Below are 24,286 nucleotides of genomic sequence, written 5' to 3'. Positions count from 1 at the left end.
CCATGGCTGCCCTCGAAAAGGCGAGCGAGGTCCTCGACCCGAAGACGAAACGCGCGCAGGAGAACGAGATGCTCTCCCAGATGCTCAAGCCCGTGCGCGGACGATTGTGGCTGGGGCGGATCCTCGGCGGGGCCGCCGGGGTGGCCTCCCTAGCGCCCTATATCGCGCTCGTCCACCTCGGCGATGTGCTGGTTCGCGCCGCCCTAGCCGGCACCGCCCCGGACGAAGGCACCGTCCATTCCGCGATCGGCTTCGTCCTCGGCGGGGCCGGCCTGCAGATGCTGCTGACGTTCACGGCCCTGCTCGTCACGCATTTCGCCGATGTCGAGCTCACACGAGTTCTGCGGGCCCGCATCGTCAACCGCATCGCCGGCATCCACCTCTCCTGGTTCTCCTCAACCTCCTCGGGGCGGATCCGCAAGGCGGTACAAGACGATACGAAGACCCTCCACCAGCTCGTCGCCCACGCCCCTGTCGAATCGGCGATGGCGATCGTCACCCCGCTTGCGCTCCTCGTCTACGCATTCGTCGTCGACTGGCGTCTCGGACTCCTCGCCTTCGCCTCGGTGCCGGTGTATCTGATCGTTCAGATGGTCACGATGCGCGGCATGGGTGAGAAGACCGCGGAGATGGACTCCCGACTCTCCGACGTCTCGTCCACGGCCGTCGAGTTCGCCGACGGCATCGCGGTGATCAAGGCGTTCGGCCGCACCGGGCGGGCACACGCCCGGTACACGGAAGCCTCGAATGCCTTCTCCGCCTTCTACACCGGCTGGGTCGGACCGATGCTTCGGGCCTCCGCGATCGGCGAGGCCCTGGTCAGCGTGCCTGTGCTCATCGTCCTCAATATCTGCGTCGGATCCGCCCTCGTCTCTGCCACCGAGGTGACCCCCGCCGATGTCATCGTCACCACCCTCATCGCCCTCGTCCTTCCCAACACGATCCAAATCATCGGGCGGACCATGTGGGCCTACCAGATCGCCGGCAGCTCGGCCAAGCGCCTCGGCGATCTCCTCGACACCGACATCCTCGACACCGATCCCGGGGCGCTGCCGGGCACGGCCGCGGTCGCGGCTGGCGATGACGTACCGGCGATCGCCTTCGACGACGTCAGCTATTCCTATACGGGTGCGGTCAATGCCCTCGATCGGGTCAGTCTCGAAGTACCGAAAGGTTCGGTCACCGCGCTCATCGGTCCCTCCGGATCGGGGAAGTCGACGCTCGCGGTGCTCGCCGCCAGGTTCATGGATCCCGACACCGGGCGAGTGCTCATCGGCGGCCGGGACGTACGCACATTCGGCACCGCCGAACTCTACTCACAGGTGGCCTTCGTGCTGCAGAACCCGCAGCTGCTGCGCCTGAGCCTGCGGGAGAACATTCGGCTGGCTCGCCCGGCAGCCGACGACGACGCGGTCTGGGCGGCCGCGGAGAGAGCCTTCATCGCTGAGGAGATCCGCGATCTGCCGGACAGCCTCGACACGATCTGGGGTGAAGGGGTCCGCCTCTCCGGAGGACAGGAGCAGCGGATCGCGATCGCCCGAGCGATCCTCGCCGATGCTCCGATCCTTGTCCTCGATGAAGCCACCGCCGCCACCGACCCCGATTCGGAAGACGAGATCCAGCGCGCCCTGTCGCAGTTGGTGCGGGGACGCACAGTGCTCGTCATCGCTCATCGCAGCGAATCGGTCATCGGATCCGATCGTGTGGTGCTCATGCGTTCGGGGCGCATTGATACTGTCCTCGAGTCCCCGGACGAAGAGCAGCTGCACCGGATCATGGACGATCGGGACATCGGGAGGCCGGGCCGCCTCGGCGAATCCATTGCCACCATCACGGAAGGACAGGGAAACGATGACTGACTCACCCGCCGCCGATTCCCCGGTGAAGACCCCACTCATCCGCTCCTACCGGGAACTGATGTCGGACTCGGGCAATCGCAGCCTGAGCGCGGCATTGGTCCTCCACACCGTCACCGGCTGCTTCGAGGGCCTCGCCCTGCTCGCCTTCCTCCCCCTCGCACGAACCTTGGGCACTGGAGACACGGCGTGGGGCATGGGCACCACCGGATGGCTGATCAGCCTCGGTGTACTCGCGGCAATCGCCTTCGCCGTCCGCTACGCGGAAGCTCGCGTCGGCTACCTGGCTGCGGTGGATTTCATCCGGTTCGCGCATCACGCGATCGGCGACGCTCTGGCCAAGCTGCCGCTGGGATGGTTCGACCGGCGACGCACCGGCAGGATCTCGAGCCTCGTGTCCCACCAGTTCATGACGGCAGGTGAAGGCATCGCTCATCTGCTGCCGGCGCTGGTCTCCGGATTCGCGACCCTGCTGACCGTCATCGCCGGGCTGTGGGTCTTCGACTGGCGGCTCGGGCTGATCCTCACGGTCCTCGCCCCACTCACGGTTCTGCTGCTGTGGCTCAGCCAGCGGATCAAGAAGACCATCGACGCTCGCACCCATGCCTCTGCCGATGAGGTCTCCTCCCGCATCGTCGAGTTCGCGACGTGTCAGCCGGCTCTGCGCGCTGCGGGGCGTTCCCACGGGTTCGCCCCTCTCGATGACGCCGCGGCCGAAGATGCGCGCAATCAGCACAAAAGCCTGTGGATCAGCAGCGCTGCGCTGGCACTGGGAGCGGTCGCGGTGCAGCTGCTCATCACCTCCGGTATCGTCGTCTCCGGCCTGCTCGCCCTCGCTGGGGCGCTGGCCCCACTGGTCACGGTTGCGTTCATCGGGGTGATGCTGCGGTTCGCGATCACCTTGCAGAATCTGTCGAACTCCGTTGTCGGCATCGAGATGGGACGCATTCCGCTGCGGCAGGCCAGAGAGATCCTGACCGCGGAGACCCTGCCGGAGATCGAGACCGCGAGCCCCCTGCCGAAACCGGGCGAGGTCGAGTTCGACCGGGTCTCATTCGGCTATGTGCCCGAGTCCCGCGTGCTCGAGGACTTCAGCATGCGCATCGCTGCGGGCACGATGACGGCTGTGGTCGGTGCCTCGGGGTCGGGGAAGTCGACGACGGCGGCGCTCATCGCCCGGTTCTGGGATGTCGATTCCGGGACGGTGCGCGTCGGCGGCACCGACATCAGGGACATGCCGACCTCACAGCTGATGGCGCAGCTGACGATGGTCTTCCAGGACGTGTACCTGTTCAACGATTCACTGTGGTCGAACGTCGCGATGAGCGACCCCGATGCCACCGACTCCGAGGTGTACGCCGCGGCCGAGCTCGCCGGGGTCACCCAGATCGCCGAGGTGCTGCCACACGGATGGCAGACGGTCGTCGGTGAGGGCGGACGGTCTCTATCCGGCGGCGAACGTCAGCGGGTGTCGATCGCCAGGGCTCTGCTGAAGAAGGCACCGATCGTTCTCTTCGACGAGGCCACCAGTGCGTTGGATGGGGAGAACGAGGCGAATGTGATGCGCAGCGTCGACGAGCTGCGGAGGTCTTCGACTGTGCTCGTCATCGCTCACAAGCTCGAGACCGTACAGCGGGCCGATCACATCGTCGTCCTCGATGGGGAAGGCAGTATCGCTGAGGAGGGCACTCATGAGCAGCTCTTCGCCGGCGGCGGTCGCTACCGTGAGTTCTGGGACAAACGAGCCTCAGCGCAGGGGTGGCGTCTGACTCAGGGGTGACCAGTCGCGGCCCCCGCGCGCTCCTCTTGCTACCTGACGGCGGCCCAGCAACCTCGTGTGGAAACTCGCGACCTTGTTGACAACCTCACTCAATACGTTGCTGACAACCTCGCTCACTAGGTTGTGAACGACCTGACTCCATAGGTTGCTCACACCAAACGAACGAGGTTGTCAGCGGCATTTCGTGACAGTTCAATCAGGCGGGGCCTCGCCGGGGAAGTGCATGAGCATGTAGTCCCGTTGCTTCTTCAACCACACATCCGTGGCTCCACGGATCCTGGCGCCGACGACTCTCCACAGCGGATATCGTCTCTGTGTTTCCGCGGTGCGGATCGGAAGCGGGAAGTACACCACTTCCTCACCAGTGGTGGGATCGAAGAGTGCGTAGAAGTCGTCAGTGACGACTGATTGATAGGTGCCGGCCAATGATCTCGGTACTCCGAGTCCAACTGCTTGAAAATAGATCTGCGCATTGCCAGAAGCGATGACGACACGGTCTGGCACCGAGTCAGCCGCGGTCTGGAGAGGTTCACCGACTGACTTCTCGTCGACGCGTGGCTCGTTCATCGCGGCTTGGGCGCGTCGTCGTTGAGCGTATTCACGTGCGATCGCTTCGACTTCAGTATGCGGGATCGGCGTACCGTCCGAAGGGGTGTGGATTGCTGCCTGCCAGGCCTGATGAGGATTCATATCGCCTGGCAGTGACTGATGCCGGCGATGATAGTTGTAGCGGTCGCGGAACATCGCGACCACTTTCCGCGCTTCAGCGAGGCTGCGGGGTCTGTGGGCCCTGAGGACATTCAGCAGTGTTTGGTGGCCACGTTCGTTCTTCCCCTGGGTTTGTGGGTGTCCGGGCCTGCCAGAGATTCCTCGGCACCCATAGTCAGCGAGGAAGAGCTGAGTGGCCACGACCCAACCCTGACGGTTGCCATTGAAGGCGTTACCGTTATCGGTCAGCATCTCTTGAGGCACCCCATAGTTGGCGATGGCGTCAGAGATCGTCTTGATCGCATGATTGCCGTTTTCCACGCCGTGGAAGGCTTGTGTGCCGACGTCGAAGCGGGTGGAATCGTCGAGGAGCTGATACACCGTGATCTTGGTGTCACTGCCGGTGAGTGGGAATTCGAAAGCGTCGAGTTGCCACAGTTCCATGGCGTTGGCGCGGACGAATCGGATCAATGATGATCGGGGACGTTTCTTCGGGTTCGCCTTCACTCGCCCGGAGTTGGAAAGAATCCGTCCGATCGTGGCCACCGATGGGATGGGTTCGCTGAATTGTCCGGTATCGACGCCGTGATACCAGATCGATTTCGGTCCGGCATCCCACCCGGTGGACTCGAGTTCGGTGCGGATCTTCAACACGAGATCGGTGGTGGCCCGGTCGTAGATTCGCACGGTGTTCTTCGGTGCCGATGAACGAGCGTGGAGTGCCTGTAGTCCCTCGGTTTTGTAGCGTTTGCGGATTGCGTAGAACGACGCTCGAGTAATGCCGTGTTGGCGACAGAACTCGGTGATCGATGGTGAGTCTGGTGCGTTGGGGTCGAAGTCGATGATCGCGCGGCGTTTGGCTAGTGAAAGGGCTTCAGGCATGGCCCGAAGTGTGTCAACAACGTATTGAGACATACTGTCAGCAACGTCATGAGTCAGGTTGTCAGCAACGTCATGAGACAACACAGCCCAGCAACCTCGCGCGAGGTTGCTGGGCCGCCGTCAGGTAGTACGGGAGGGTAGGCCAGCAGTGAGAGACTGAGATCATGACTGATCCGAGCAATCTATCGGACTATGCAGCGAAGATGCGGCGGATGTCATCGAACGGGACCGACTTGGCCGTCGATGCCCGTTTCGTCGACATGCTCGCGCCTCGGCGGGCGACCGTGCTCGACATCGGGTGCGGGATCGGCAACGCGGTCGCGGCGCTGCGCACAGCTGGTCACGAAACGTTCGGAATCGACCCGGCACCCGAGGTCCTGCAGGTGGCGAGGGAACTCCATGAGGTTTCGTGGTTCCACGAGCTGTCGGCGACCGAACTGACTTCGGAGACGTTGGCGGATCGCCGATTGCCGACCCGTTTCGACATCGTGCTCATGTCGGGCAATGTACCGGCCTTCCTCTCCGAATCCGAGCTTGCGCATACCATCTCTGTCATAGCCGGGCTCTTGGCTCCCGGTGGCCGACTCGTCGTGGGGACAACGACCCACCGCCGAGGCGGCCCCGCCGATCTGGACGACTGTACAGCAGCCACATCGCTGAGTCTCACGCAGCGTTTCAGCGACTGGCACCTCGCCGACTTCGACGCTGACTCGCCATGGTCGGTCAGCGTCTACGTCGCCCCGGGCATCCGCCACTCCGCCGAAGGGCCCGACGGGATCCACGCACTACGCGACCGCGACACAATAGCGCAGCGTCACGACTCCCCTGCTTCACAGATGGATTGGGCGCATGAATAGCCGCACTCGCATTGCAGTGATCGGAGATGTCGGCGGACACTTCGCGCCGCTCGTCCACCTCCTCGGGGAGCTCGGAGTGCGGTTCGGCACCGATATCGACTGGCCGGATGACCTTCACGTCGTCCAGGTCGGCGACCTGGTCCATCGTGGTCCGGCATCCGCCGAAGTCGTCTCCCTCGTCCAAGGCCTCCTTGACCGCAGAGTGTGGACTCAGATCGTGGGCAACCATGAGCAGCTCTACGTCGACCGGCCGGTTTTCGAATGGAGTGAGAGCATCGACGAGACCGCCCAGACGCAGCTGCGGGATTGGTGGGCGGATGGTCGCCTCCGGGCGGCAGCGGCAGTCACCGACGACTCAGGTGAGGAGTGGCTGATCACTCACGCCGGCCTGACCGCTGGATTCTGGCGCCATGGGCTCGGAGCCCCGGACAGTGCCGGGGCGACGGTGGAGGCGCTGAAGGAGGCCGCCGACGACGGTGCGCTCTGGTATCCCGGGACGATGCTCCTCGGCGTCGATGACGACAATGCCGGCCCGGTATGGGCGGCCGCCGGGACAGAGGTCTACCCGTCCTGGCCGCGGCTCGAGGCCGAGCTGCCGTTCAATCAGATACACGGCCATTCGAGTGCCTTCGATTGGAACCGCAGTCGGTGGTCGGCCGAATCCTGGATCCGGCCGCAGATCAGACTCGACCTCAATCGCCGACATGCCGCGTTCGAACACTTGGGACGCCGAATCGTCGGAATCGACCCTTGCCACCTCGCCGAGGCGGCCCCGGTCTTCGAGCCGTTCGTCCTCCACGGGGCAGTGATCGGCTAAGGGTCCAGGGCTGGAGAAGACCCTCCGTGCTACCTGACGGCGGCCCAGCAACCTCGCGCGAGGTTGCTGGGCCGCCGTCGGGTAGCAATTACCAGGAGATGACTTGGGGGACACTCACGTGCTTGAGGCCCTCGAGACCGAATTCGAGACCGAAGCCGGACTTCTTCACCCCACCGAACGGCACGCGGGGGTCGACGGCGCCGTGCTTGTTGATCCACGTGGTTCCCGCCTCGAGACGGGCCGCGACCTGACGGCAGGCGTCGAGATCGGTGCCCCACACCGAGGATCCGAGACCGACTTCGAGCTCGTTGGCCCACTCGATGGCCTGGTCGAGGTCGGTGTACTTGATGATCGGCAGGACCGGTCCGAACTGCTCCTCGGCGACGAGCGGGTTGTCGTTGTCGATGTCGGCGACGAGGGTCGTCGGGTAGAAGTAGCCGGGCTGATCGGCGACGGGATCGCCGCCCATGAGCACGCGCGCTCCCCCGTCCTTGGCTGCGTCGACAAGGCGAGCGACGATGTCGTACTGCTGCTTGTTCTGCAACGGCCCCAGCACGTTCTCCTCTTCCAGCCCTACCCCCATCGGGGACTGTCCGGCCACCTCGACGAGGGCCTGGCAGACCTGGTCGTAGAGGGATTCGGGAACATAGAGCCGCTTCATCGCAGCACAGGTCTGCCCGGTATTGATGAACGCGCCCCAGAACAGGTCTCCCGCGATCTGGGCCGGATCGGCGTCTTCGAGGACGATACCTGCATCGTTGCCGCCGAGCTCGAGGGTGATGCGGGCGAGGTTGTCCGCAGCGGTGCGCATGATCGCCTGCCCGGTCTTCGTCGACCCGGTGAACATGATCTTGTCGACATCCTCGTGGCTGGTCAATGCAGCGCCCACAGAACCATCACCGGGAACGACGGAGAGCACATCGGCCGGCAGCACCTGGTTGACCACAGCCACAAGCGCCTGCACGGACAGCGGCGTGTACTCCGAGGGTTTGAGGACGACGGTGTTTCCCATCTTCAGAGACGGTGCGAACTGCCAGACGGAGATCATCATCGGCCAGTTCCAGGGACCGACCGCACCGACGACGCCGACCGGCTTGTAATGGAGTTCAGCATGGGTTTCGCCGTCGTCGACAAGGACTTCGGGTTCGAGTTCGAAGGACGCGTTCGCACGCAGCCAGGCCGCGCAGGCACCGACTTCGAAGCGGGCGTTGGGCCCGTTGAGGGGTTTGCCCTGTTCGCGGGAGAGCAACTCGGCCAGCGCCTCGGCGGAGGCTTCGATGGCGTCGGCGGCCTTATTCAGCAGGTCGCTGCGCTCCTGAGAGCTGCGCGCTGCCCAAGCAGGCTGAGCCCGGCGCGCGGCTGTCACCGCAGCATCGATCTCTGCCGGTGTGCCTTCGTGGGTGCGGCCGACGACCTCACCGGTGGCGGGGTCGTGGATCTCGCGTCCGGAGGGGTCGACGATGGCGGCGAGAATTCCAGCGGTGGTGGTCATTTCGGTGGCGGTTGCCTCAGCGGTCATGGTGCTCCTTTGATCGGCGACCGGGTGGTCGGCGGCGGTTGGTGTGATCATCTTCTGGCGGTATGTACGGCTGTTTCAGGCGGTCGGAACGCTTACGTCATCCCAGGGAACCACCTGAACCGATTCCTGCATAGAGGTTCGGCGAGGACGAACGGAGGACGATGGCCCAGATCGTCCCGATGAGCCCGGGGACGAGAACGATTGCCGGCAGCAGCCAGGACAGGACCGTGGTGCCCTCTGCGCCGATGAGAACGTTGAAGTTGATGACGATGGCGACGAAGAGGACGAGGAGTCCGATGGCTGACAGACCCGGGGCGATCGCGCGGGTCCACAGCGAATACTCCCCCGACTTCGTGCGCAGGAATCCGACGACGGCGAGCGCAGTCAGCGCCATGAGCAGGACGAGTCCGAAGGCACCCATGTTCGTCAGCCAGGTGAAGAGCGTGACGACAGGGAACAGCGGGTCATCGCTGCCGGAGCCGACCACGGCGAAGACGAGGATGATGACGAGTGCCAGTCCCGACTGGGTGAGGGAGCCGGCCACGGGCGCACCGGTGCGCCGCGAGGTCCTGGCCAGCGACGATGGCAGAACCCGGTCTCGACCAAGGGCGAAGACGTAGCGGGCGACGATGTTGTGGAAGGCCACGAGCGCGGCCAGCAGCGAGGTGAGGAACAGCAGGTTGCCGAGGTCGACGAACCACACCGGGGCGTGTTCGCCGAGGAAGACGAACATGAGGTCGGGCCCGCATTCCTGGGACCGGCCGATGACCTTCGAGGTCCCTTCGCCGACGACCATCGCCCAGGCTGAGAACGCGTAGAACACCGCGATGATGCTCACGGCGATGACGGTGGCCCGACCTGCCGTGCGACGAGGATCTTTGACCTCCTCGTTGTAGATGGCCCCGGATTCGAAGCCCATGAAAGCCGCGATCGAGAATGCCAGGGCCGCGCCGACTCCGGGGGCGAAGAGCTGGTCGAACGCGAGCCCGTCGCCGGTGATGCCTTCGGGGCTGTGCGTGAGTCCGATGATGTCGAAGACGATGACGACGAGGAACTCCGCGCCGACGATGATGCCGAGCACCTTCGCGGAGAAGTCGACGCGCAGCACTCCCATGATGCCGACGATGACCCAGGCGATGAGGGCGCAGACCCACCAGGACCAGGAGATGCCGAAGAGGGTGTCGAGGAACGAGGAGAAGACGAAGCCGAACATTCCGGCGATGCCGATCTGCATGGCGTTATAGGCGACGAGCGCGGTCATCGCCGCCCCCATCCCGGCGGGCTTGCCCAGACCTTTCGAGATGTAGGCGAAGAAGGCCCCGGCGTTGTGGACGTGGCGGCTCATCGCCGCATAGCCGATGGCGAAGAGAATGAGAATGAGCCCGAGGACGACGAATGACAGCGGAATCCCCACCAGACTGGTGACGGCGAAATTGCTGGGGACTCCGCCCGCGACGACGGTCAACGGCGCCGAGGCGGCGATGATCATGAAGACGAGCGCGGGGATTCCGATGCGGCGGGCATCGAGTGAGGCCGTGGCGGCAGGTTCGTGCCCGACGTCCGTGGAGGCCCGATCGGCGGCATTGCCGATCGGGGAACCCAGGCCGCCTTTGGCCGGGTCCGAGCTGAGAGTGCTCATGTGATCCACCTAACAGTCAAAGTGATTACTGCCAGTGTGGGTGCCGCCTGCCGACCGCGTCTTGGCTTTGCAGGCAGAGTTCTTGACGATTCGCGCATCCGCCGGGGCGCTTCGGTTCAACCGGTGCGAAGGCTGGTTCAGTCGGCGTGGGTGCTGCGGCGGTACCCGGCGGGCGGCTGGCCGACTGCGCTGCGGAACAGCCGGGAGAAGTGTGCGGGATCGCTAAGTCCCCAGCGGGCACCGATGGCAGCCACCGGGGTCTGTCGCTGTCCGGGGTCGGCAAGGTCGAGTCGACACTTCTCGATGCGGCGTCGCCGGATCTCTCCGGCAACAGTCTCCCCGGTGCCTTCGAAGATCTGGTGCAGGGTGCGCACCGAGATGAAATAGGCGGCGGCGATGGTCGATGGGCTGAGCTGCGGGTCCGAGAGGTGGACATCGATGTAGTAGGTGATCTCGGCCCACAGTCGCTGCCTTTCGTCGATCTCGCCGCCCGCGGCAGAGAGCTCGTCGGCCATCACGGTGGTGAGCAGATCGACGACGTTGCCGGCCAGCCGCACACCGGTCGCCCGGTTGAGGGTCGGCAGCATGGCCCCGGCCTGGGAGATGACCTGGGCGACGACCGCGCCGAGCTGGTGGTCGGCTCCGATCGGGGTGGCGGTGAGTTGGCCGACGGTTCCGGCAGGAAGGTTGACCCGTGACTGCGGAAACATCATGACGTAGGACGAGAAGTCCGAATCGAAGCTGAGCGTATACGGTCGGGACGTGTCGTAGATGGCCAGCGATCCGGGCGCCAGAGCCATCTCACGTCCGTCCTGGATGAGCAGTCCGTGCCCGTCGAGCTGCAGCGAGACCTTGAAGTAGTTCGTGCCGGCCGCGCAGCCGTGCGCCTCCGGTCGGGTTCGGGCGATCAGCTCGGGGGTGCGCAGGACGGCATGGGGATTGGCGTTGATCTGCGACATCACCACTGAGTCGTAGTCGCGCGCGCTGATGCGACCTTGGAATCCGCCTCGGCGCTGGGGTTCCGTATCGAGCGGGACGAACGAGTCCGAGACCAGGCCCTGCCAGCCATCGAAGTCGTTCGCGGTGTCTTCAAGCAACATCGTCGTCCTCAGTTCACTCGGCCCCGACCGCTTCGCCGAAGGCCCGTTGTCCGGTCACTCTATCCCCAACCGTCGCGCCAGTCACGACCCCGAGCACGATTACCGACCATTTGGTCACCCAGCTTCGGCAAGGCTCCCTCTACCCAAGGTTCGCCCCTGCCCTACCGGTTCAGTTCGACCGGTCGAGTCGGGCGATGACGTAGTCGAGCTGGGTCCGAAAGCCGGCGAAGTCGAATCCGCGCCCGCCGATGATCGCGCTGGTCTGCGCTCCGAGCAGATACGTCAGGAGCACCTCAGTCTCGGATTCGATATCGACCTCGGCACGCAGACGACCGTCGGCGTCGGCCTCGCCGAGCCAGGACACGATCCACGCCCGCCAGAGCTCCATGGTCTCAGCGGTCGCGCGGGCGTGTTCGAGGTTCTGGGCCACCTCGGCGAGATAGGAGAGAACGACGCGGGCTTCGTCGTGCAGCGCGGGGGTCACCGGGAGCACCTCGTGCGCAAAGGCGCGCAGAGCGTCGAGACCGCGCAGGCCCGTCGTCGAGGTCGCGACCCGGGCGTTCGTGGCCTCGAAGACGTAGAGGTAGGTGGCCGCGAGCAGGTCCGCCTTCGAACCGAAGTACGTTTTGACGACCCCATTGGCGAACCCGGCCTCGGTCGCGATATCGCGCATCGTCGCCCCGTTGAGGCCCTGCCTGACGATCAGGCGCAGCGTCGCCTGCACGAGGTCCAGTCGTCGCTGGTCGTGGTCGACGATCTTGGGCATGGCTCCTCCACAGCGGTGCAGATCGGGTCTTGACTTTATTTCCTACGAGTGTAGATTTTAGCGTGACTCAGCCCACAGGCCCAGATTGCAAAGGTGCACAATGTCCTGCCATTCCTCCGCCCCCGTCGCCGAGGCGACCACCGCCACCCCCTTCACCCTGCCGACCGAGGCCGAGATCTCGACCGTCACCGCGGTGCTGCGCGCGGCCGGGCACTTCCCCGATACCGCACGCATGGCCTACGTCGGCCTGCTCGATCCCGTGCGCGGTACGAAGCGGGCCATCGCCGAGGTGGATCGCCGTTTCCGTGCCTTCATCGTCGACAAGTCCGCCGGCACTGCCCGCGATATCGTCGTCTCGACGACGCGACGTGCCGTCGAATCCGTCGCCGAGGTGGACTCCACCCAAGAGGGCGAGTTCCCCGTCATGGAAGAGGAGTTCGAGGTCGTCGAGGAGGTCCTCGCCGCCGATCCGACGTGGCTGGCAAGCCTGGAGAAGCGCGGGCTGCCCGTCGCAGAGGTCCGAGTGGCGCCGTTGTCGGCCGGAGTCTTCGAATATCCGGAGGAGAAGGGGCGGAGGATCCTGCGCGGGCTGGCGTTCCACCAGCAGCATGAGTCGGACTCGGCGTGGGCGCACCCGATCGACGGACTCGTCGCCTATGTCGATGTCACGAACAGAACCGTCGACCAGGTCCTCGACCTCGAGAACGTTCCGGTGCCGTCTGAACACGGGAACTACACGGATCCGGAGCTGACCGGACCTGTGCGGACCACGCAGAAGCCGATCTCCATCACGCAGCCGGAGGGGCCGAGCTTCACGGTCACCGAGGGCAATCACATCGAGTGGGAGAAGTGGTCGTTCGATGTCGGCTTCGACATGCGCGAGGGACTCGTCCTGCACAACATCGCCTTCGATGACGGTGAGCGCCGCCGCACGATCCTCGATCGGGCGGCGATCGCCGAGATGGTCGTTCCCTATGGTGACCCCTCACCGGTGCGATCGTGGCAGAACTATTTCGACACCGGCGAATACCTCGTCGGGCAATGGGCGAACTCGCTCGAGCTCGGGTGTGACTGCCTCGGCGACATCACCTATCTGTCGCCGTGGGTGGCGAACAACCTCGGCGAACCTCGGCAGATCAAGAACGGCATCTGCATGCACGAGGAGGACGCGTCGATTCTGGCCAAGCATTCGGACCTGTGGTCGGGTGTCGCCTATACCCGGCGCAACCGTCGCTTCGTCGTCTCGTTCTTCACCACGGTCGGCAACTACGATTACGGATTCTACTGGTATCTCTACCTCGACGGCACGATCGAGTTCGAGGCCAAGGCCACCGGTGTCGTCTTCACCTCGGCGCTGCCGAGCGGGTCGACGGATTTCGCCTCGGAGATCGCGCCCGGACTCGGTGCCCCGTTCCACCAGCATCTCTTCGGGGCTCGACTCGACTTCGCCCTGGACGGCGGCAAGTGCCGGGTCGAGGAGGAGGACGTGGTGCGCCTGCCGGTCTCGCAAGACAACCCGCGCGGCAATGCCTTCAGCCGGTCCCGGACCGTCCTGGCGACCGAACTGGCTGCGCAGCGGGATGCGGATCAGTCGAAGGCGCGGACGTGGGTGGTGACGAACCCGGAGTCGACCAACCGCCTCGGCGAACCGGTCGGATACAAACTGCACCCGACGGGCCTGCCCACGTTGCTCGCGGCCGAGGACTCGTCGATTCATCGCCGTGCCACGTTCGCGTCGAAGTCGCTGTGGGTCTCGCAGTATCAGGAGGACGAGCGCTACCCGACCGGGGATTTCCCGAATCAGCATCCCGGCCATGCAGGGCTGCCGGCGTGGACCGCGGCCGATCGCAGCGTCGACGGGGAGGACATCGTGGTCTGGCACAGCTTCGGCCTCACCCACTTCCCGCGGGTCGAGGACTGGCCGATCATGCCCGTCGACACCGTCGGCTTCAAGCTGCGGCCCGAGGGATTCTTCGACCGCTCGCCCGTCCTCGACGTCCCCGCCCCGGAGTCCGGCTCCCCCTGCTGCGACTCCTAACCTCCCCAATTACTACCTGACGGCGGCCCAGCAACCTGGCGCGAGGTTGCTGGGCCGCCGTCAGGTAGCACGGAGAGGTCGGGTGGGACCGGAATTGACGATGCGCGCACGACCGTCGCCGACGGCTTGCCGAATCGTGCACACCTCGTCCGCGGGCATTCCTCACCGGTGACCGACATCACTAGCTTGAGGCCATGACAACCGAGCATGAATCAGGCACCGTGGCCTCGAACACTTCAGATCAGCCGGACACGTTCCCCACAGAGATCCCGAACGAGCGATTCGACTACGTCGTCGTCGGAGCGGGATCGGCCGGGTGCGTCCTCACCCGTCGACTGCTCGATGCCGGAAAGAAGGTCTGCCTCGTCGAAGCCGGCGGAGACGAGACCAATCCGAACATCGACCATCTCAACAACCTCGGACTGATCTGGCATTCGCAGCAGGACTGGGACTACTACACTCCCCCGCAGCCGGCGGCGATGAACCGCCGCATCCACCTCCCCCGCGGCAAGGTCCTCGGCGGGTCGAATGCCCTCAACGCCGTCATCTGGGTCCGCGGCGATGCCTGGGACTACGAACAGTGGGTCGACGCCGGGTGTCCGGGATGGTCCTGGGACGAGGTCTGGCCGGTCTTCGCCGCAATCGAGAACTTCGACGGCGACATCACGGACAACCGTGGCACCGACGGTCCGATGGATGTGCGCGTCGACTATGCGCGCAACCCGCTGCAGGAGGACATGTTCACGGCCGCCACACAGACCGGCATACCCGTCAATGACGACTACAACTCCGGATCCGTCGAAGGCATCGGAAAGATCCAACTCAACGTTCGCGACGGCAAACGGCTGAACACATGGCGCGCCTACCTCAAGCCCCGCCTCGGCGATGAGAACCTCACGATTCTCACCTCTGCTCACGCCCGTCGGCTTCTCCTCGACGGGACCACGGTCACCGGACTCGAGATTGATTTCCGCGGCCGCGTCGGCGCCGTGTCCGCCGACGAGGTTGTCCTCTCCGCGGGTGCCCTGGCCTCTCCCGAGCTGCTTCTGCGATCGGGCATCGGTCCCGCCGAGGAGCTTTCCGAGGTCGGCATCGGTTCCGTGGTCGATCTGCCGGGAGTCGGCAAGAATCTCCAGGATCACTGGCTCTCGCCGGTCATCTTCTCCACCGGAGATCGGGAGGTGCCGATGGGAGAGGTGGCGCCCGCCGAGGTGCACTTCTTTGCGAAGTCCCGACCGGATCTGCCGGTCCCCGACACCCAACCGTTGTTCTTCTCCGTGCCGATGTATGCCCAGGATGCGGCGCCGGCCGCGCAGACCGGACCAGGACCCGGCGGAGCATTCACTCTGCAGGGCGGCCTGGTTCGCCCCGAGAGCCGCGGAGAGGTGCGGCTCAGCGGGCCGAATCCACAGGATCCGCTCGTCGTCGACCCGCAGGTGCTCTCGGAACAGGCCGATGTCGACGCTCTCGTCGCCTCGGTGAGGCAGTGCCGTGAGATCGGGCGCGCCGAGGCGCTGTCATCGTGGCAGCCCACCGAGATCCACCCAGGCCCCGAGGTGGCCGACGAGGACCTCGAGGACTACGTTCGCGGGTCGGTTGTGACCTATCATCACCAAGCCGGGACCTGCCGGATGGGAACGGACGCCGAGGCGGTCGTCGACCCGGCCACGTTCGAGGTCCGGGGCGTGAGCCGGCTGCGGCTGGCCGATGCGTCGATCATGCCGCTCGTACCGACCGGAAACACGAACGCTCCGACGATCATGATCGCCGAACGCGCCGCTGCCGCTCTCGTCGGCTCCCCCGCCGAAGGAATCACCGCTCCCGCCTCCCACTGATTCCCCTTATTGCTACCTGACGGGGGCCCAGCAACCTCGCGCGAGGTTGCTGGGCTGTGTTGTCTCATGACGTTGCTGACAACCTGACTCATGACGTTGCTGACAGTATGTCTCAATACGTTGTTGACACACTTCGGGCCATGCCTGAAGCCCTTTCACTAGCCAAACGCCGCGCGATCATCGACTTCGACCCCAACGCACCAGACTCACCATCGATCACCGAGTTCTGTCGCCAACACGGCATTACTCGAGCGTCGTTCTACGCAATCCGCAAACGCTACAAAACCGAGGGACTACAGGCACTCCACGCTCGTTCATCGGCACCGAAGAACACCGTGCGAATCTACGACCGGGCCACCACCGATCTCGTGTTGAAGATCCGCACCGAACTCGAGTCCACCGGGTGGGATGCCGGACCGAAATCGATCTGGTATCACGGCGTCGATACCGGACAATTCAGCGAACCCATCCCATCGGTGGCCACGATCGGACGGATTCTTTCCAACTCCGGGCGAGTGAAGGCGAACCCGAAGAAACGTCCCCGATCATCATTGATCCGATTCGTCCGCGCCAACGCCATGGAACTGTGGCAACTCGACGCTTTCGAATTCCCACTCACCGGCAGTGACACCAAGATCACGGTGTATCAGCTCCTCGACGATTCCACCCGCTTCGACGTCGGCACACAAGCCTTCCACGGCGTGGAAAACGGCAATCATGCGATCAAGACGATCTCTGACGCCATCGCCAACTATGGGGTGCCTCAAGAGATGCTGACCGATAACGGTAACGCCTTCAATGGCAACCGTCAGGGTTGGGTCGTGGCCACTCAGCTCTTCCTCGCTGACTATGGGTGCCGAGGAATCTCTGGCAGGCCCGGACACCCACAAACCCAGGGGAAGAACGAACGTGGCCACCAAACACTGCTGAATGTCCTCAGGGCCCACAGACCCCGCAGCCTCGCTGAAGCGCGGAAAGTGGTCGCGATGTTCCGCGACCGCTACAACTATCATCGCCGGCATCAGTCACTGCCAGGCGATATGAATCCTCATCAGGCCTGGCAGGCAGCAATCCACACCCCTTCGGACGGTACGCCGATCCCGCATACTGAAGTCGAAGCGATCGCACGTGAATACGCTCAACGACGACGCGCCCAAGCCGCGATGAACGAGCCACGCGTCGACGAGAAGTCAGTCGGTGAACCTCTCCAGACCGCGGCTGACTCGGTGCCAGACCGTGTCGTCATCGCTTCTGGCAATGCGCAGATCTATTTTCAAGCAGTTGGACTCGGAGTACCGAGATCATTGGCCGGCACCTATCAATCAGTCGTCACTGACGACTTCTACGCACTCTTCGATCCCACCACTGGTGAGGAAGTGGTGTACTTCCCGCTTCCGATCCGCACCGCGGAAACACAGAGACGATATCCGCTGTGGAGAGTCGTCGGCGCCAGGATCCGTGGAGCCACGGATGTGTGGTTGAAGAAGCAACGGGACTACATGCTCATGCACTTCCCCGGCGAGGCCCCGCCTGATTGAACTGTCACGAAATGCCGCTGACAACCTCGTTCGTTTGGTGTGAGCAACCTATGGAGTCAGGTCGTTCACAACCTAGTGAGCGAGGTTGTCAGCAACGTATTGAGTGAGGTTGTCAACAAGGTCGCGAGTTTCCACACGAGGTATCTGGGCCGCCGTCAGGTAGCACGAGGCTGGTATCTTCTACTTCGTCGGCCGATCTGCAGACGAGAGGGATTGGGAGTGCACGAGGCAAGCGAAAAGACCGTCCCCGCACAGGAGCTGCTGGTGACGATCGGGACCGGGCTGCTCGCTGGTGGGATCTCCTCGGTCGATGTCGAAGACGCACTGACCGGGCTGGCGCCTGCGGTCGGCCTGAAGTCCATCAACGTCGCAGCTCTTCCCAAGGCCCTGTTCCTCACCATCGGCTCCGGCAGTCCCACCCGGTTCGAACGCATCGGTCCTGACCTGCGGTTCGACCAGACAGCGAGGCTGCTCGACATCGTCGATGCCGTGCGCTCGCGTCGGCTCGGCATCGACGCCGCTCGCCGCATGATCGAGGCCGAGGTCTACGGCACTCCCTCGCGCTGGCCCGGATGGGTGACCTGCCTCGGCGCGGTGCCCGTCGGCGTCGGGCTGTGCCTGCTGCTCGAACCGGGACTGGTCAACCTCGCCTTCGCCGCTCTCGGTTCGCTCATCGTCGCGGGTGTGCTCGCCGTCAACGCCCGCCACCCCAGCCTCGGACCGCTGCTGCCGGTCGCCTCGGCGTTCATCGTCGCGGTGCTCATCCTCATCGGCTACCGCCTCGACTGGCTGGACAGTCCCCTGCGCACGATCGTCGCCACCCTGGCGCTGCTGCTGCCCGGCAGCGCCGTGGTCACCGGGCTGACCGAGATCTCCGCCGGTGCCCTCTCGGCAGGCAGTTCCCGGCTCGTCTCGGCCACCGTCCAGTTGGCGATGTTCATCGCCGGAGTCGCCGGTGCCGCCGTCGTCACCGGCACCGGCGCCGAGGCGCTTGCGAACTCCCAGCTCACCGCCTCGACATGGTGGCTCTCCGCCCTGGGCGTGGCCGCCGCGACGCTGGGCCTCATCATCTATCTGCACACTCCGCTCGAGCACACCGTGCCGATCGTCCTCACCATCGCTGTGGCCGCGCTTGCGCAGCTGGGCATCGGTGCCGAATTCGGTGCGGCCATCGGCGGCCTGGCCGGTGCTTTGACCGCATCGGTGGTGGCCGTCGTGCTCTCGCGCCTGCCGAAAGGCCCGATCTGGCGAATCAGCTTCGTGCCCGCGTTCCTCGTCATCGCTCCCGGGTCGTTCGGGCTCCTCAATGCCTCGCAGATCGAATTCGGTGACGGTTCTGGGGTTGCCGGCAGCATGCTCGCGGCTGCGACCACGTTCTTCACCATCGCCATCGGCACGGTCATCGGCGCTGCCATTGCCCACGCCGTCGAGCCCAAGGACGAAATCGTCGCCTGAGACACCCCTAGAACTACCTGACGGCGGCCCAGCTACCTCGCGCGAGGTTGCTGAGCCGCCGTCAGGTAGTAATTGGGAGGGAAGTCAGGACGGTTCTTCTACAGCGAACGGTGTCGAGGCCCGGTCGAGACGGTCGACTTCGTCGGCGCTGAGCTCGAGCCCGGGCGCGGCCATGACCGACTCGAGCTGCTCAGGTGTGCGGGCCGAGGCGATCGGTGCCGTCACGCCCTTCGCCAGCAGCCAGGACAACGCCACAGTCGTCGGAGCGACATCGTGCGAATCAGCGATCGCGACGAGATCGTCGACGACCTTGAGTCCCTCGGCATTGAAATATCCCTGCACCATGCCACCTCGGTCGGCCCCGTCGAGGTCGGCTTCGGTGCGGTATTTGCCGGTGAGGAAGCCGGCGGCAAGGCTGAAGTACGAGAACACCGCGAGATCGCGCCGCTCGGCGATTGGGCGCAGATCGGTCTCGAACTCCCTCCGATAGACGAGGCTGTACTGCGGCTGGATCGCGACCGGCTTGACCAGCCCTTCGTCTTCAGCCGCTGCGAACCATCCGGCCAGACGCGCCGGCGAATAGTTCGACACCGCGATGTGCTTGGCCTTACCGGAACGGACGATCTCATCGAAGACGCGGGCCACCTCGGCGATGGGGGTCACCTCATCGTCACGGTGGGCGTAGTAGAGGTCGACGTGATCGGTCTGCAGACGCTCCAGAGATGCGTCGATGGCGGTGCGGATGTATTCGGGGTCCTGGGTCTTGTGCTCGGGATGGTCGCCGACCTTCGTGGCGATGACGACGTCATCGCGGTTGACCCGCGAGGCCAACCAGGTGCCGATGATGGTCTCGGATTCGCGGCCGGTGTTGCCGGGCACCCACGCAGGGTAGGACTCGGCGGTGTCGAGGAAATTGCCGCCGCCGGCGACGAAGGCGCCGAGGACGGCATGGGACTGCGCCTCATCGGCGGTCCACCCGAAAGTGTTCGTGCCGAGATTGATCGGGAAGATGGACAGGTCAGTGCCGGGAATCTGCTTCCGCGTCGTCAAGCTTTCCTCCATTCGTCGAAAGATCGGCCGCAAACGGGCCGCACGTTCGCACAACGGATAGATCTGGAGGACTATTCCGCCGAGGCGGCCCACCCCTGACCGCGCCCCGCGCGGGAGGTCGTGAACGCCGCGCCCTCGTAGCCGGCGCGAGCATCGGCCCGCACCTGCGCGACCTGGTCGGGCACCATGGCCCCGAAGATACGGTCCCTGACCGGCTGCGGCAGAAGGTCGGCCAGACGAGCCACGGGACCGATGAAACCGGGCACGGTGATCTCGAAACGGGGCCGGACCACCGCACGGACAACGGCGGCCGCGACAACGTCCGGACGCAGCAGCGGGCCCGCACCGGTGCCGGTCCCTGCAGCCAGGTCGGTGTCGACGACGGCGGGCATGACGGCGGTGAAGTGCACCCCGGTTCCGCGCATCTCCGTGCGCACGGCCTTGAGGTAGCCGAGCACTCCGTGTTTGGTGGCCGCGTATGTCGCCTCGCCCGGGGTGGGCAGGATCGATGCCGCCGAGGCGACCGTGATGAGGTGACCGTGCCCGGCCTCGCGCATGGCAGGTGCTGCGGTCTTGATTCCGTTGATGACGCCGAGGAGGTTGACCTCGAGCTGGCCGCGAGCAGCTTCGTTCGGTTCCTCATCGAAGGAACCGACCCACATGATGCCGGCATTGTTGACGAGGACATCGACGGGGCCGAGATCGCTGCGGACGGCTTTGAGGAAATCGGCGAAGGAATCCGGGTCGGTGACGTCGAGGCCGAAGGCGCGCACTCCCAGTTCCGCGGCGGTGTCCTCGGCCGCTTCGAGGTCACGGTCGCCGATGGCGACTCGAGCGCCGGCCGCGGTGAACTGTGCGGCGATCGCCTTGCCGATTCCGCGTGCCCCTCCGGTGACGGCGACGATCTTCCCGCGGGTCGTGCCGGAGCGTTTCATGCGGCGATCGCTCCCTTCTTCATCTCCCGGTTGATCTCCCACAGGTAGTGGTCGAAGTCGACCTCCATCGTGTGCCGTGGCGAATCGTAGAACTGCTTCTTGTTCCGGCGGTCATCGCGAGCCATCTGTCTGACCATGTCCCGACGGCTCGGCAGTTCGCAGTCTCCGGTGAGGATCTTCGCCACCAGCTTCGACTGGGCTTCGGACAGCGGCATGACCGCACCCACCGGCTGGAGCAGGCCGATGAAGAACAGACCCGGCCGGTCGGGGTGGACACACCGCTTCCACAGCGGCAGGTCGTTGTTCTCGACGTCGACGACGTCGGAGGACAGGAACGGAAACGACACCCGGTAGCCGGTGGCCCAGACGATGAGGTCGGCCGGGGCCGAAGTTCCGTCGGTGAAGACGACGCGGTCGCGCTCGAGGCGTTCGATCCCGGGACGCACCGTCACGGCACCGGCCTTGAGCCGATCCCGGATGGCGTCCGACTGCACGGGGTGGGACTGGCCCGGCGTGTGGCCGGGCACCGGCAGTCCGTATTTCTTCAACCCTCCGGAGAGCATCGCGCCGAGGCGCAGCCGGGCCGAGGTCATCCACCACGGGGCCCACCCGGGCAGGACGATCTGGTCGGCGGCCATGCCCATGATCGTCTTCTTCATCACCCATTGGCCGCGCCTGATCGAGAGGGTGACGTTGTTCGCCCGGCGCGAGCCTTCGACGGCGATGTCCATGGCCGAGTTGCCGGCACCGACGACGACCACATCTCGTCCTTCGAGCTGGTCACCCCTGCGGTAGTCGTGCGCGTGGATCTGTTCGCCGGCGAAGTCCCCCGGGTAGGCAGGGTCGGGCCAGCGGGCATCCCAGTGGTGGCCGTTGGCGACCATCACGGCATCGTAGTGCCGGGTCTCCGACACGGCGTCCTGACCTATTCCGGATCTGATGTCGACATCCCAACCGCCACGGCCGCCTCGGCGAACATCGGTGACTTCTGTGTTGAAGGTGATCGTGTGACCGAATCCGAAGTGGTCGACGTAGTCGCGGAAATAGTCGAAGACCTGATCGTGGCTGGCGTAGTGCGGGTAGTGCTCGGGCATCGGGAAGTCTGAGAAGGCCATGCGCGGGCACGAGGTGTTGATCTGCAGGGTCTCGTAGCAGGCGCTCTGACCATTGGGATTGTCGAAGAGCCAGGTGCCGCCGATTTCGCTGCCCTTTTCGAAGCAGTCGAATGGGATTGCCGAGGTGAAGAGGGTCTTCGCGGCGGCGATCCCCGAGGATCCCGCCCCGATGATGCACACACGAGGCAGCATGTCGTCCGGCGGGATGGGCGCGGTCACCTTCGGGGCTCGATGTCTCTGTCTGACGCTGTAAGGCATGTCACAATACTGCCATTGAAAATCAGAATTTTCACTACACTGGAGGAATGAATGTGCAAGCCTCCGAGAATTTCCCCGGCACCTCCTCGGCGGGCATGTGGCGCGGAACCTCACGGGCCGACCGCGACGGGGCACGCCGTGAGCGCCTCCTCGAAGCTGCGCTCGAGCTGTACGGAACGCTCGGATTTCGGGCGACCTCCATCCAGGCGCTGTGCCACGAATCCGGCGTGTCGAGCAGGTCCTTCTATGAGCTCTTCCCTGCTCGGAGGGCGGGGCCGACCGCGGAGGACGGGACAGCACAGGAGTCGTTATCGGCCCAGGAATCGCTGCTCGAACAGCTCTACATCGTCCTCAATGCGGAGATCGGCGAGGCCATGGCCACGCTGACGATTCCGGCCGCGGCGAGCCTGCGCGACGCGACCGTCCACGTCGTGTCCGCTGCACTCATGCCGATGCTGCGCGATGAGCGCAAGGCCCGCGTGCTCGAGGTCGAGGCCGTCGGCGTCAACGAGTCGCTCGAAGCCCGGCGGAGGGAGACGATGCGCATGCTCGCCGCGGCCGTCGATTCTGCGTTCGTGCGGCTGCAGTCCGCCTACGACCTGCCCGACCTCGGTTTCTCGCCGGAGGCGGACGGCGGCGATCTCACCAGCCTCATCGTCGTCGGCGGAATCACCGAAGCCCTGGTCCAGCGCGTGCACACCCCCGTGCCGGAGCGCATGTCGACCACGGCCTTCCTCACTCACATCGCCGAGGTGGCCATGCGCGCCTATGGGGTGGCCCCCGACCGCGGTTCGTGACACGATGGCCCTGTGATCGGCCACCTTTTCGGGTGTCGATGAGGAGAGACAATGGCTGTTTCGCAATCGCGATCAAGACGGGTCACGGGGGCCGCTGTGCTGTCCATCGTCTTGGCGCAGTGGTTCGGGACCTCGCTGTGGTTCAGCCCCAGCGGCGCCGTCGAAGGGCTCTCGACCTGGCTCGGGGCGACCCCCGGGCAGTTCGGATGGCTCATCGCCGCCACCCAGATCGGCTTCATCTGCGGAACGCTGCTGAGCGCGGCGACCGGGATCGCCGACCGCTTTCCGCCCGAGCGGATCTTCATCGTCTCGAGCCTCATCGGTGCCGGACTGAACTTCGTCTGGACCCTCGGTCCTTCGGAGCTCGCGCTCGTGTGGATCTCTCGCTTCTTCGTCGGCATCAGCCTTGCGGGGATCTATCCGATGGGCATGAAGATGATCGTCAAACGGGCCCAGGCGAAGTCCGGGCAGGCCCTGGCCTGGCTCGTCGCGATGCTGACCCTGGGCACCGCGATGCCCCAACTGCTGTCGGCGGTCGGGGCCTCCCTGCCCTGGCAGTCGATCATGTGGGGCTCGTCCGCCCTGGCCGTGCTCGGGTCCGTGCTCATCGCCATAATCTCCGGGCGCGGGGCGCCGCGCCGAAGCCGTGGAGTGATGCGGGCGAGCGCTGCGTCCACGGCGACGACGAGTCCGAGGGGAGATGGTGAACCGGCGCTGCGCAGACTGTTCCGGGACCGGATGTTCCGAGCCGCCGTCTTCGGGTACGCGGGCCACATGTGGGAGCTCTACGCCTTCTGGGCCGTGGTTCCCACACTCGTCATCGCTGCTGTGGGAGAGAGGAGCGGCTCCACCGGCCTGGCGACGACGAGCTTCCTCGTCATCGCCGCCGGGGTGGCCGGATGTGTGCTCGGCGGAATCATCGCTCGCCGGACCGGGGGTGCCGCCGTCGCCGCAACGGCGCTCGCGGGCTCTGGGCTGATGTGCCTGATCTACCCGCTACTGCCCGACGTGGGCCCGATCCTCGTCGCAGCCTTGGCGCTTTGGGGCTTCCTCGTCATCGCCGACTCCCCTCAGTTCTCGGACCTGGCCGCCCGTTATGCTCCTGCAGAGCTGACGGGAACGGGGCTGACGGTGATGAACTCCCTCGGCTTCGCCGTCAGCGTCATCAGCATCGTCGTCCTCCAGAGCCTCATCGTGAGTTTCGGAGCCGTCGCCGTGTGGCTGCTCCTGCCCGGCCCCGTGCTCGGTCTGCTGGCGATGCGCCCGCTCGTGCTCGGGCCGAGGTCGCCGCAGCCTCGTCCAGGCGAACGGATTCGTCGGCGGTGAGAGCGAGCTCCGGGA

General features: G+C 65.1%; 18 protein-coding genes. 10 read left to right on the top strand and 8 right to left on the bottom strand.

Features of this window, described 5'->3' with window-relative positions; translation table 11 throughout:
• Positions 1-2: 2 nt before the first annotated feature.
• Both AC3CD9_RS00320 and AC3CD9_RS00315 read left to right on the top strand, forming a co-directional pair.
• Entirely contained in the window at positions 3-1,859 is a 1,857-nt protein-coding gene (locus tag AC3CD9_RS00320) for an ABC transporter ATP-binding protein (protein WP_488365775.1), read from the top strand.
• Positions 1,852-3,636, top strand: a complete 1,785-nt coding sequence (locus AC3CD9_RS00315; RefSeq protein WP_488365774.1) for an ABC transporter ATP-binding protein — start codon at positions 1,852-1,854, stop codon at positions 3,634-3,636. Before AC3CD9_RS00320 ends, AC3CD9_RS00315 begins: the two co-directional genes overlap by 8 nt.
• 192 nt (positions 3,637-3,828) lie before the next feature.
• On the opposite strand, the gene AC3CD9_RS00310 is transcribed toward AC3CD9_RS00315, so the two are convergent.
• Positions 3,829-5,226 (bottom strand): integrase core domain-containing protein, encoded by a 1,398-nt coding sequence (locus AC3CD9_RS00310; RefSeq protein WP_488365421.1) that lies wholly within the window; start codon positions 5,224-5,226, stop codon positions 3,829-3,831.
• 164 nt (positions 5,227-5,390) lie between these two features.
• On the opposite strand from AC3CD9_RS00310, the gene AC3CD9_RS00305 reads away from it, so the two are divergent.
• The gene (locus AC3CD9_RS00305) at positions 5,391-6,083 is read left to right on the top strand and encodes a class I SAM-dependent methyltransferase (protein ID WP_488365773.1); all 693 of its coding nucleotides are present in this window, start codon (positions 5,391-5,393) and stop codon (positions 6,081-6,083) included.
• Positions 6,076-6,900, top strand: a complete 825-nt coding sequence (locus AC3CD9_RS00300; RefSeq protein WP_488365772.1) for a metallophosphoesterase — start codon at positions 6,076-6,078, stop codon at positions 6,898-6,900. Before AC3CD9_RS00305 ends, AC3CD9_RS00300 begins: the two co-directional genes overlap by 8 nt.
• 88 nt (positions 6,901-6,988) lie before the next feature.
• On the opposite strand, the gene AC3CD9_RS00295 is transcribed toward AC3CD9_RS00300, so the two are convergent.
• The 4 genes from AC3CD9_RS00295 to AC3CD9_RS00280 all read right to left on the bottom strand — a co-directional run bounded on the left by AC3CD9_RS00295 (position 6,989) and on the right by AC3CD9_RS00280 (position 11,924).
• On the bottom strand, positions 6,989-8,392 hold the full coding sequence (locus AC3CD9_RS00295; protein ID WP_488367479.1) for an aldehyde dehydrogenase family protein: 1,404 nt from the start codon (positions 8,390-8,392) through the stop codon (positions 6,989-6,991).
• 124 nt (positions 8,393-8,516) lie between these two features.
• Positions 8,517-9,908: an APC family permease gene (locus tag AC3CD9_RS00290; protein WP_488367477.1), complete on the bottom strand. Its 1,392-nt coding sequence runs from the start codon at positions 9,906-9,908 to the stop codon at positions 8,517-8,519.
• A gap of 287 nt (positions 9,909-10,195) precedes the next feature.
• Positions 10,196-11,158: an AraC-like ligand-binding domain-containing protein gene (locus AC3CD9_RS00285; RefSeq protein WP_488365771.1), complete on the bottom strand. Its 963-nt coding sequence runs from the start codon at positions 11,156-11,158 to the stop codon at positions 10,196-10,198.
• A gap of 169 nt (positions 11,159-11,327) precedes the next feature.
• Positions 11,328-11,924 (bottom strand): TetR/AcrR family transcriptional regulator, encoded by a 597-nt coding sequence (locus AC3CD9_RS00280; protein ID WP_488365770.1) that lies wholly within the window; start codon positions 11,922-11,924, stop codon positions 11,328-11,330.
• Positions 11,925-12,024: 100 nt separating this feature from the next.
• Between AC3CD9_RS00280 and AC3CD9_RS00275 the strand changes: the two genes are divergently transcribed.
• The 4 genes from AC3CD9_RS00275 (at position 12,025) to AC3CD9_RS00260 (ending at position 18,790) form a co-directional block, all read left to right on the top strand.
• On the top strand, positions 12,025-13,962 hold the full coding sequence (locus AC3CD9_RS00275; protein ID WP_488365769.1) for a primary-amine oxidase: 1,938 nt from the start codon (positions 12,025-12,027) through the stop codon (positions 13,960-13,962).
• A gap of 194 nt (positions 13,963-14,156) precedes the next feature.
• Positions 14,157-15,797 carry a GMC family oxidoreductase gene (locus tag AC3CD9_RS00270; RefSeq protein ID WP_488365768.1) on the top strand — a complete coding sequence of 547 codons (1,641 nt, stop codon included), beginning with the start codon at positions 14,157-14,159 and terminating at the stop codon, positions 15,795-15,797.
• Between the two features lie 140 nt (positions 15,798-15,937).
• Positions 15,938-17,335, top strand: coding sequence for an integrase core domain-containing protein (locus AC3CD9_RS00265; RefSeq protein WP_488365421.1), 1,398 nt, complete (start codon positions 15,938-15,940; stop codon positions 17,333-17,335).
• A 219-nt stretch (positions 17,336-17,554) separates the two neighbouring features.
• A complete protein-coding gene (locus AC3CD9_RS00260; RefSeq protein WP_488365767.1) occupies positions 17,555-18,790 on the top strand; it encodes a threonine/serine exporter family protein in 1,236 nt (411 codons plus the stop codon).
• 84 nt (positions 18,791-18,874) lie between these two features.
• Here the strand turns inward: AC3CD9_RS00260 and AC3CD9_RS00255 are convergent, their stop codons facing one another.
• The 3 genes from AC3CD9_RS00255 to AC3CD9_RS00245 form a co-directional block, all read right to left on the bottom strand.
• Positions 18,875-19,840 carry an aldo/keto reductase gene (locus tag AC3CD9_RS00255; RefSeq protein ID WP_488365766.1) on the bottom strand — a complete coding sequence of 322 codons (966 nt, stop codon included), beginning with the start codon at positions 19,838-19,840 and terminating at the stop codon, positions 18,875-18,877.
• 71 nt (positions 19,841-19,911) lie between these two features.
• Positions 19,912-20,775: an SDR family oxidoreductase gene (locus AC3CD9_RS00250; RefSeq protein WP_488365765.1), complete on the bottom strand. Its 864-nt coding sequence runs from the start codon at positions 20,773-20,775 to the stop codon at positions 19,912-19,914.
• On the bottom strand, positions 20,772-22,148 hold the full coding sequence (locus tag AC3CD9_RS00245; protein ID WP_488365764.1) for a flavin-containing monooxygenase: 1,377 nt from the start codon (positions 22,146-22,148) through the stop codon (positions 20,772-20,774). Before AC3CD9_RS00245 ends, AC3CD9_RS00250 begins: the two co-directional genes overlap by 4 nt.
• 47 nt (positions 22,149-22,195) lie before the next feature.
• On the opposite strand from AC3CD9_RS00245, the gene AC3CD9_RS00240 reads away from it, so the two are divergent.
• Both AC3CD9_RS00240 and AC3CD9_RS00235 read left to right on the top strand, forming a co-directional pair.
• Positions 22,196-22,945 carry a TetR/AcrR family transcriptional regulator gene (locus AC3CD9_RS00240; RefSeq protein ID WP_488365763.1) on the top strand — a complete coding sequence of 250 codons (750 nt, stop codon included), beginning with the start codon at positions 22,196-22,198 and terminating at the stop codon, positions 22,943-22,945.
• Between the two features lie 51 nt (positions 22,946-22,996).
• Complete coding sequence (locus AC3CD9_RS00235) at positions 22,997-24,271, top strand: MFS transporter (RefSeq protein WP_488365762.1); 1,275 nt, start codon at positions 22,997-22,999, stop codon at positions 24,269-24,271.
• The last annotated feature ends 15 nt before the right edge of the window (positions 24,272-24,286 follow it).

It is taken from the genome of Brevibacterium sp. MGP-B1 (genome assembly GCF_057766545.1).
This window is presented reverse-complemented; position numbering and strand designations above follow the sequence as displayed.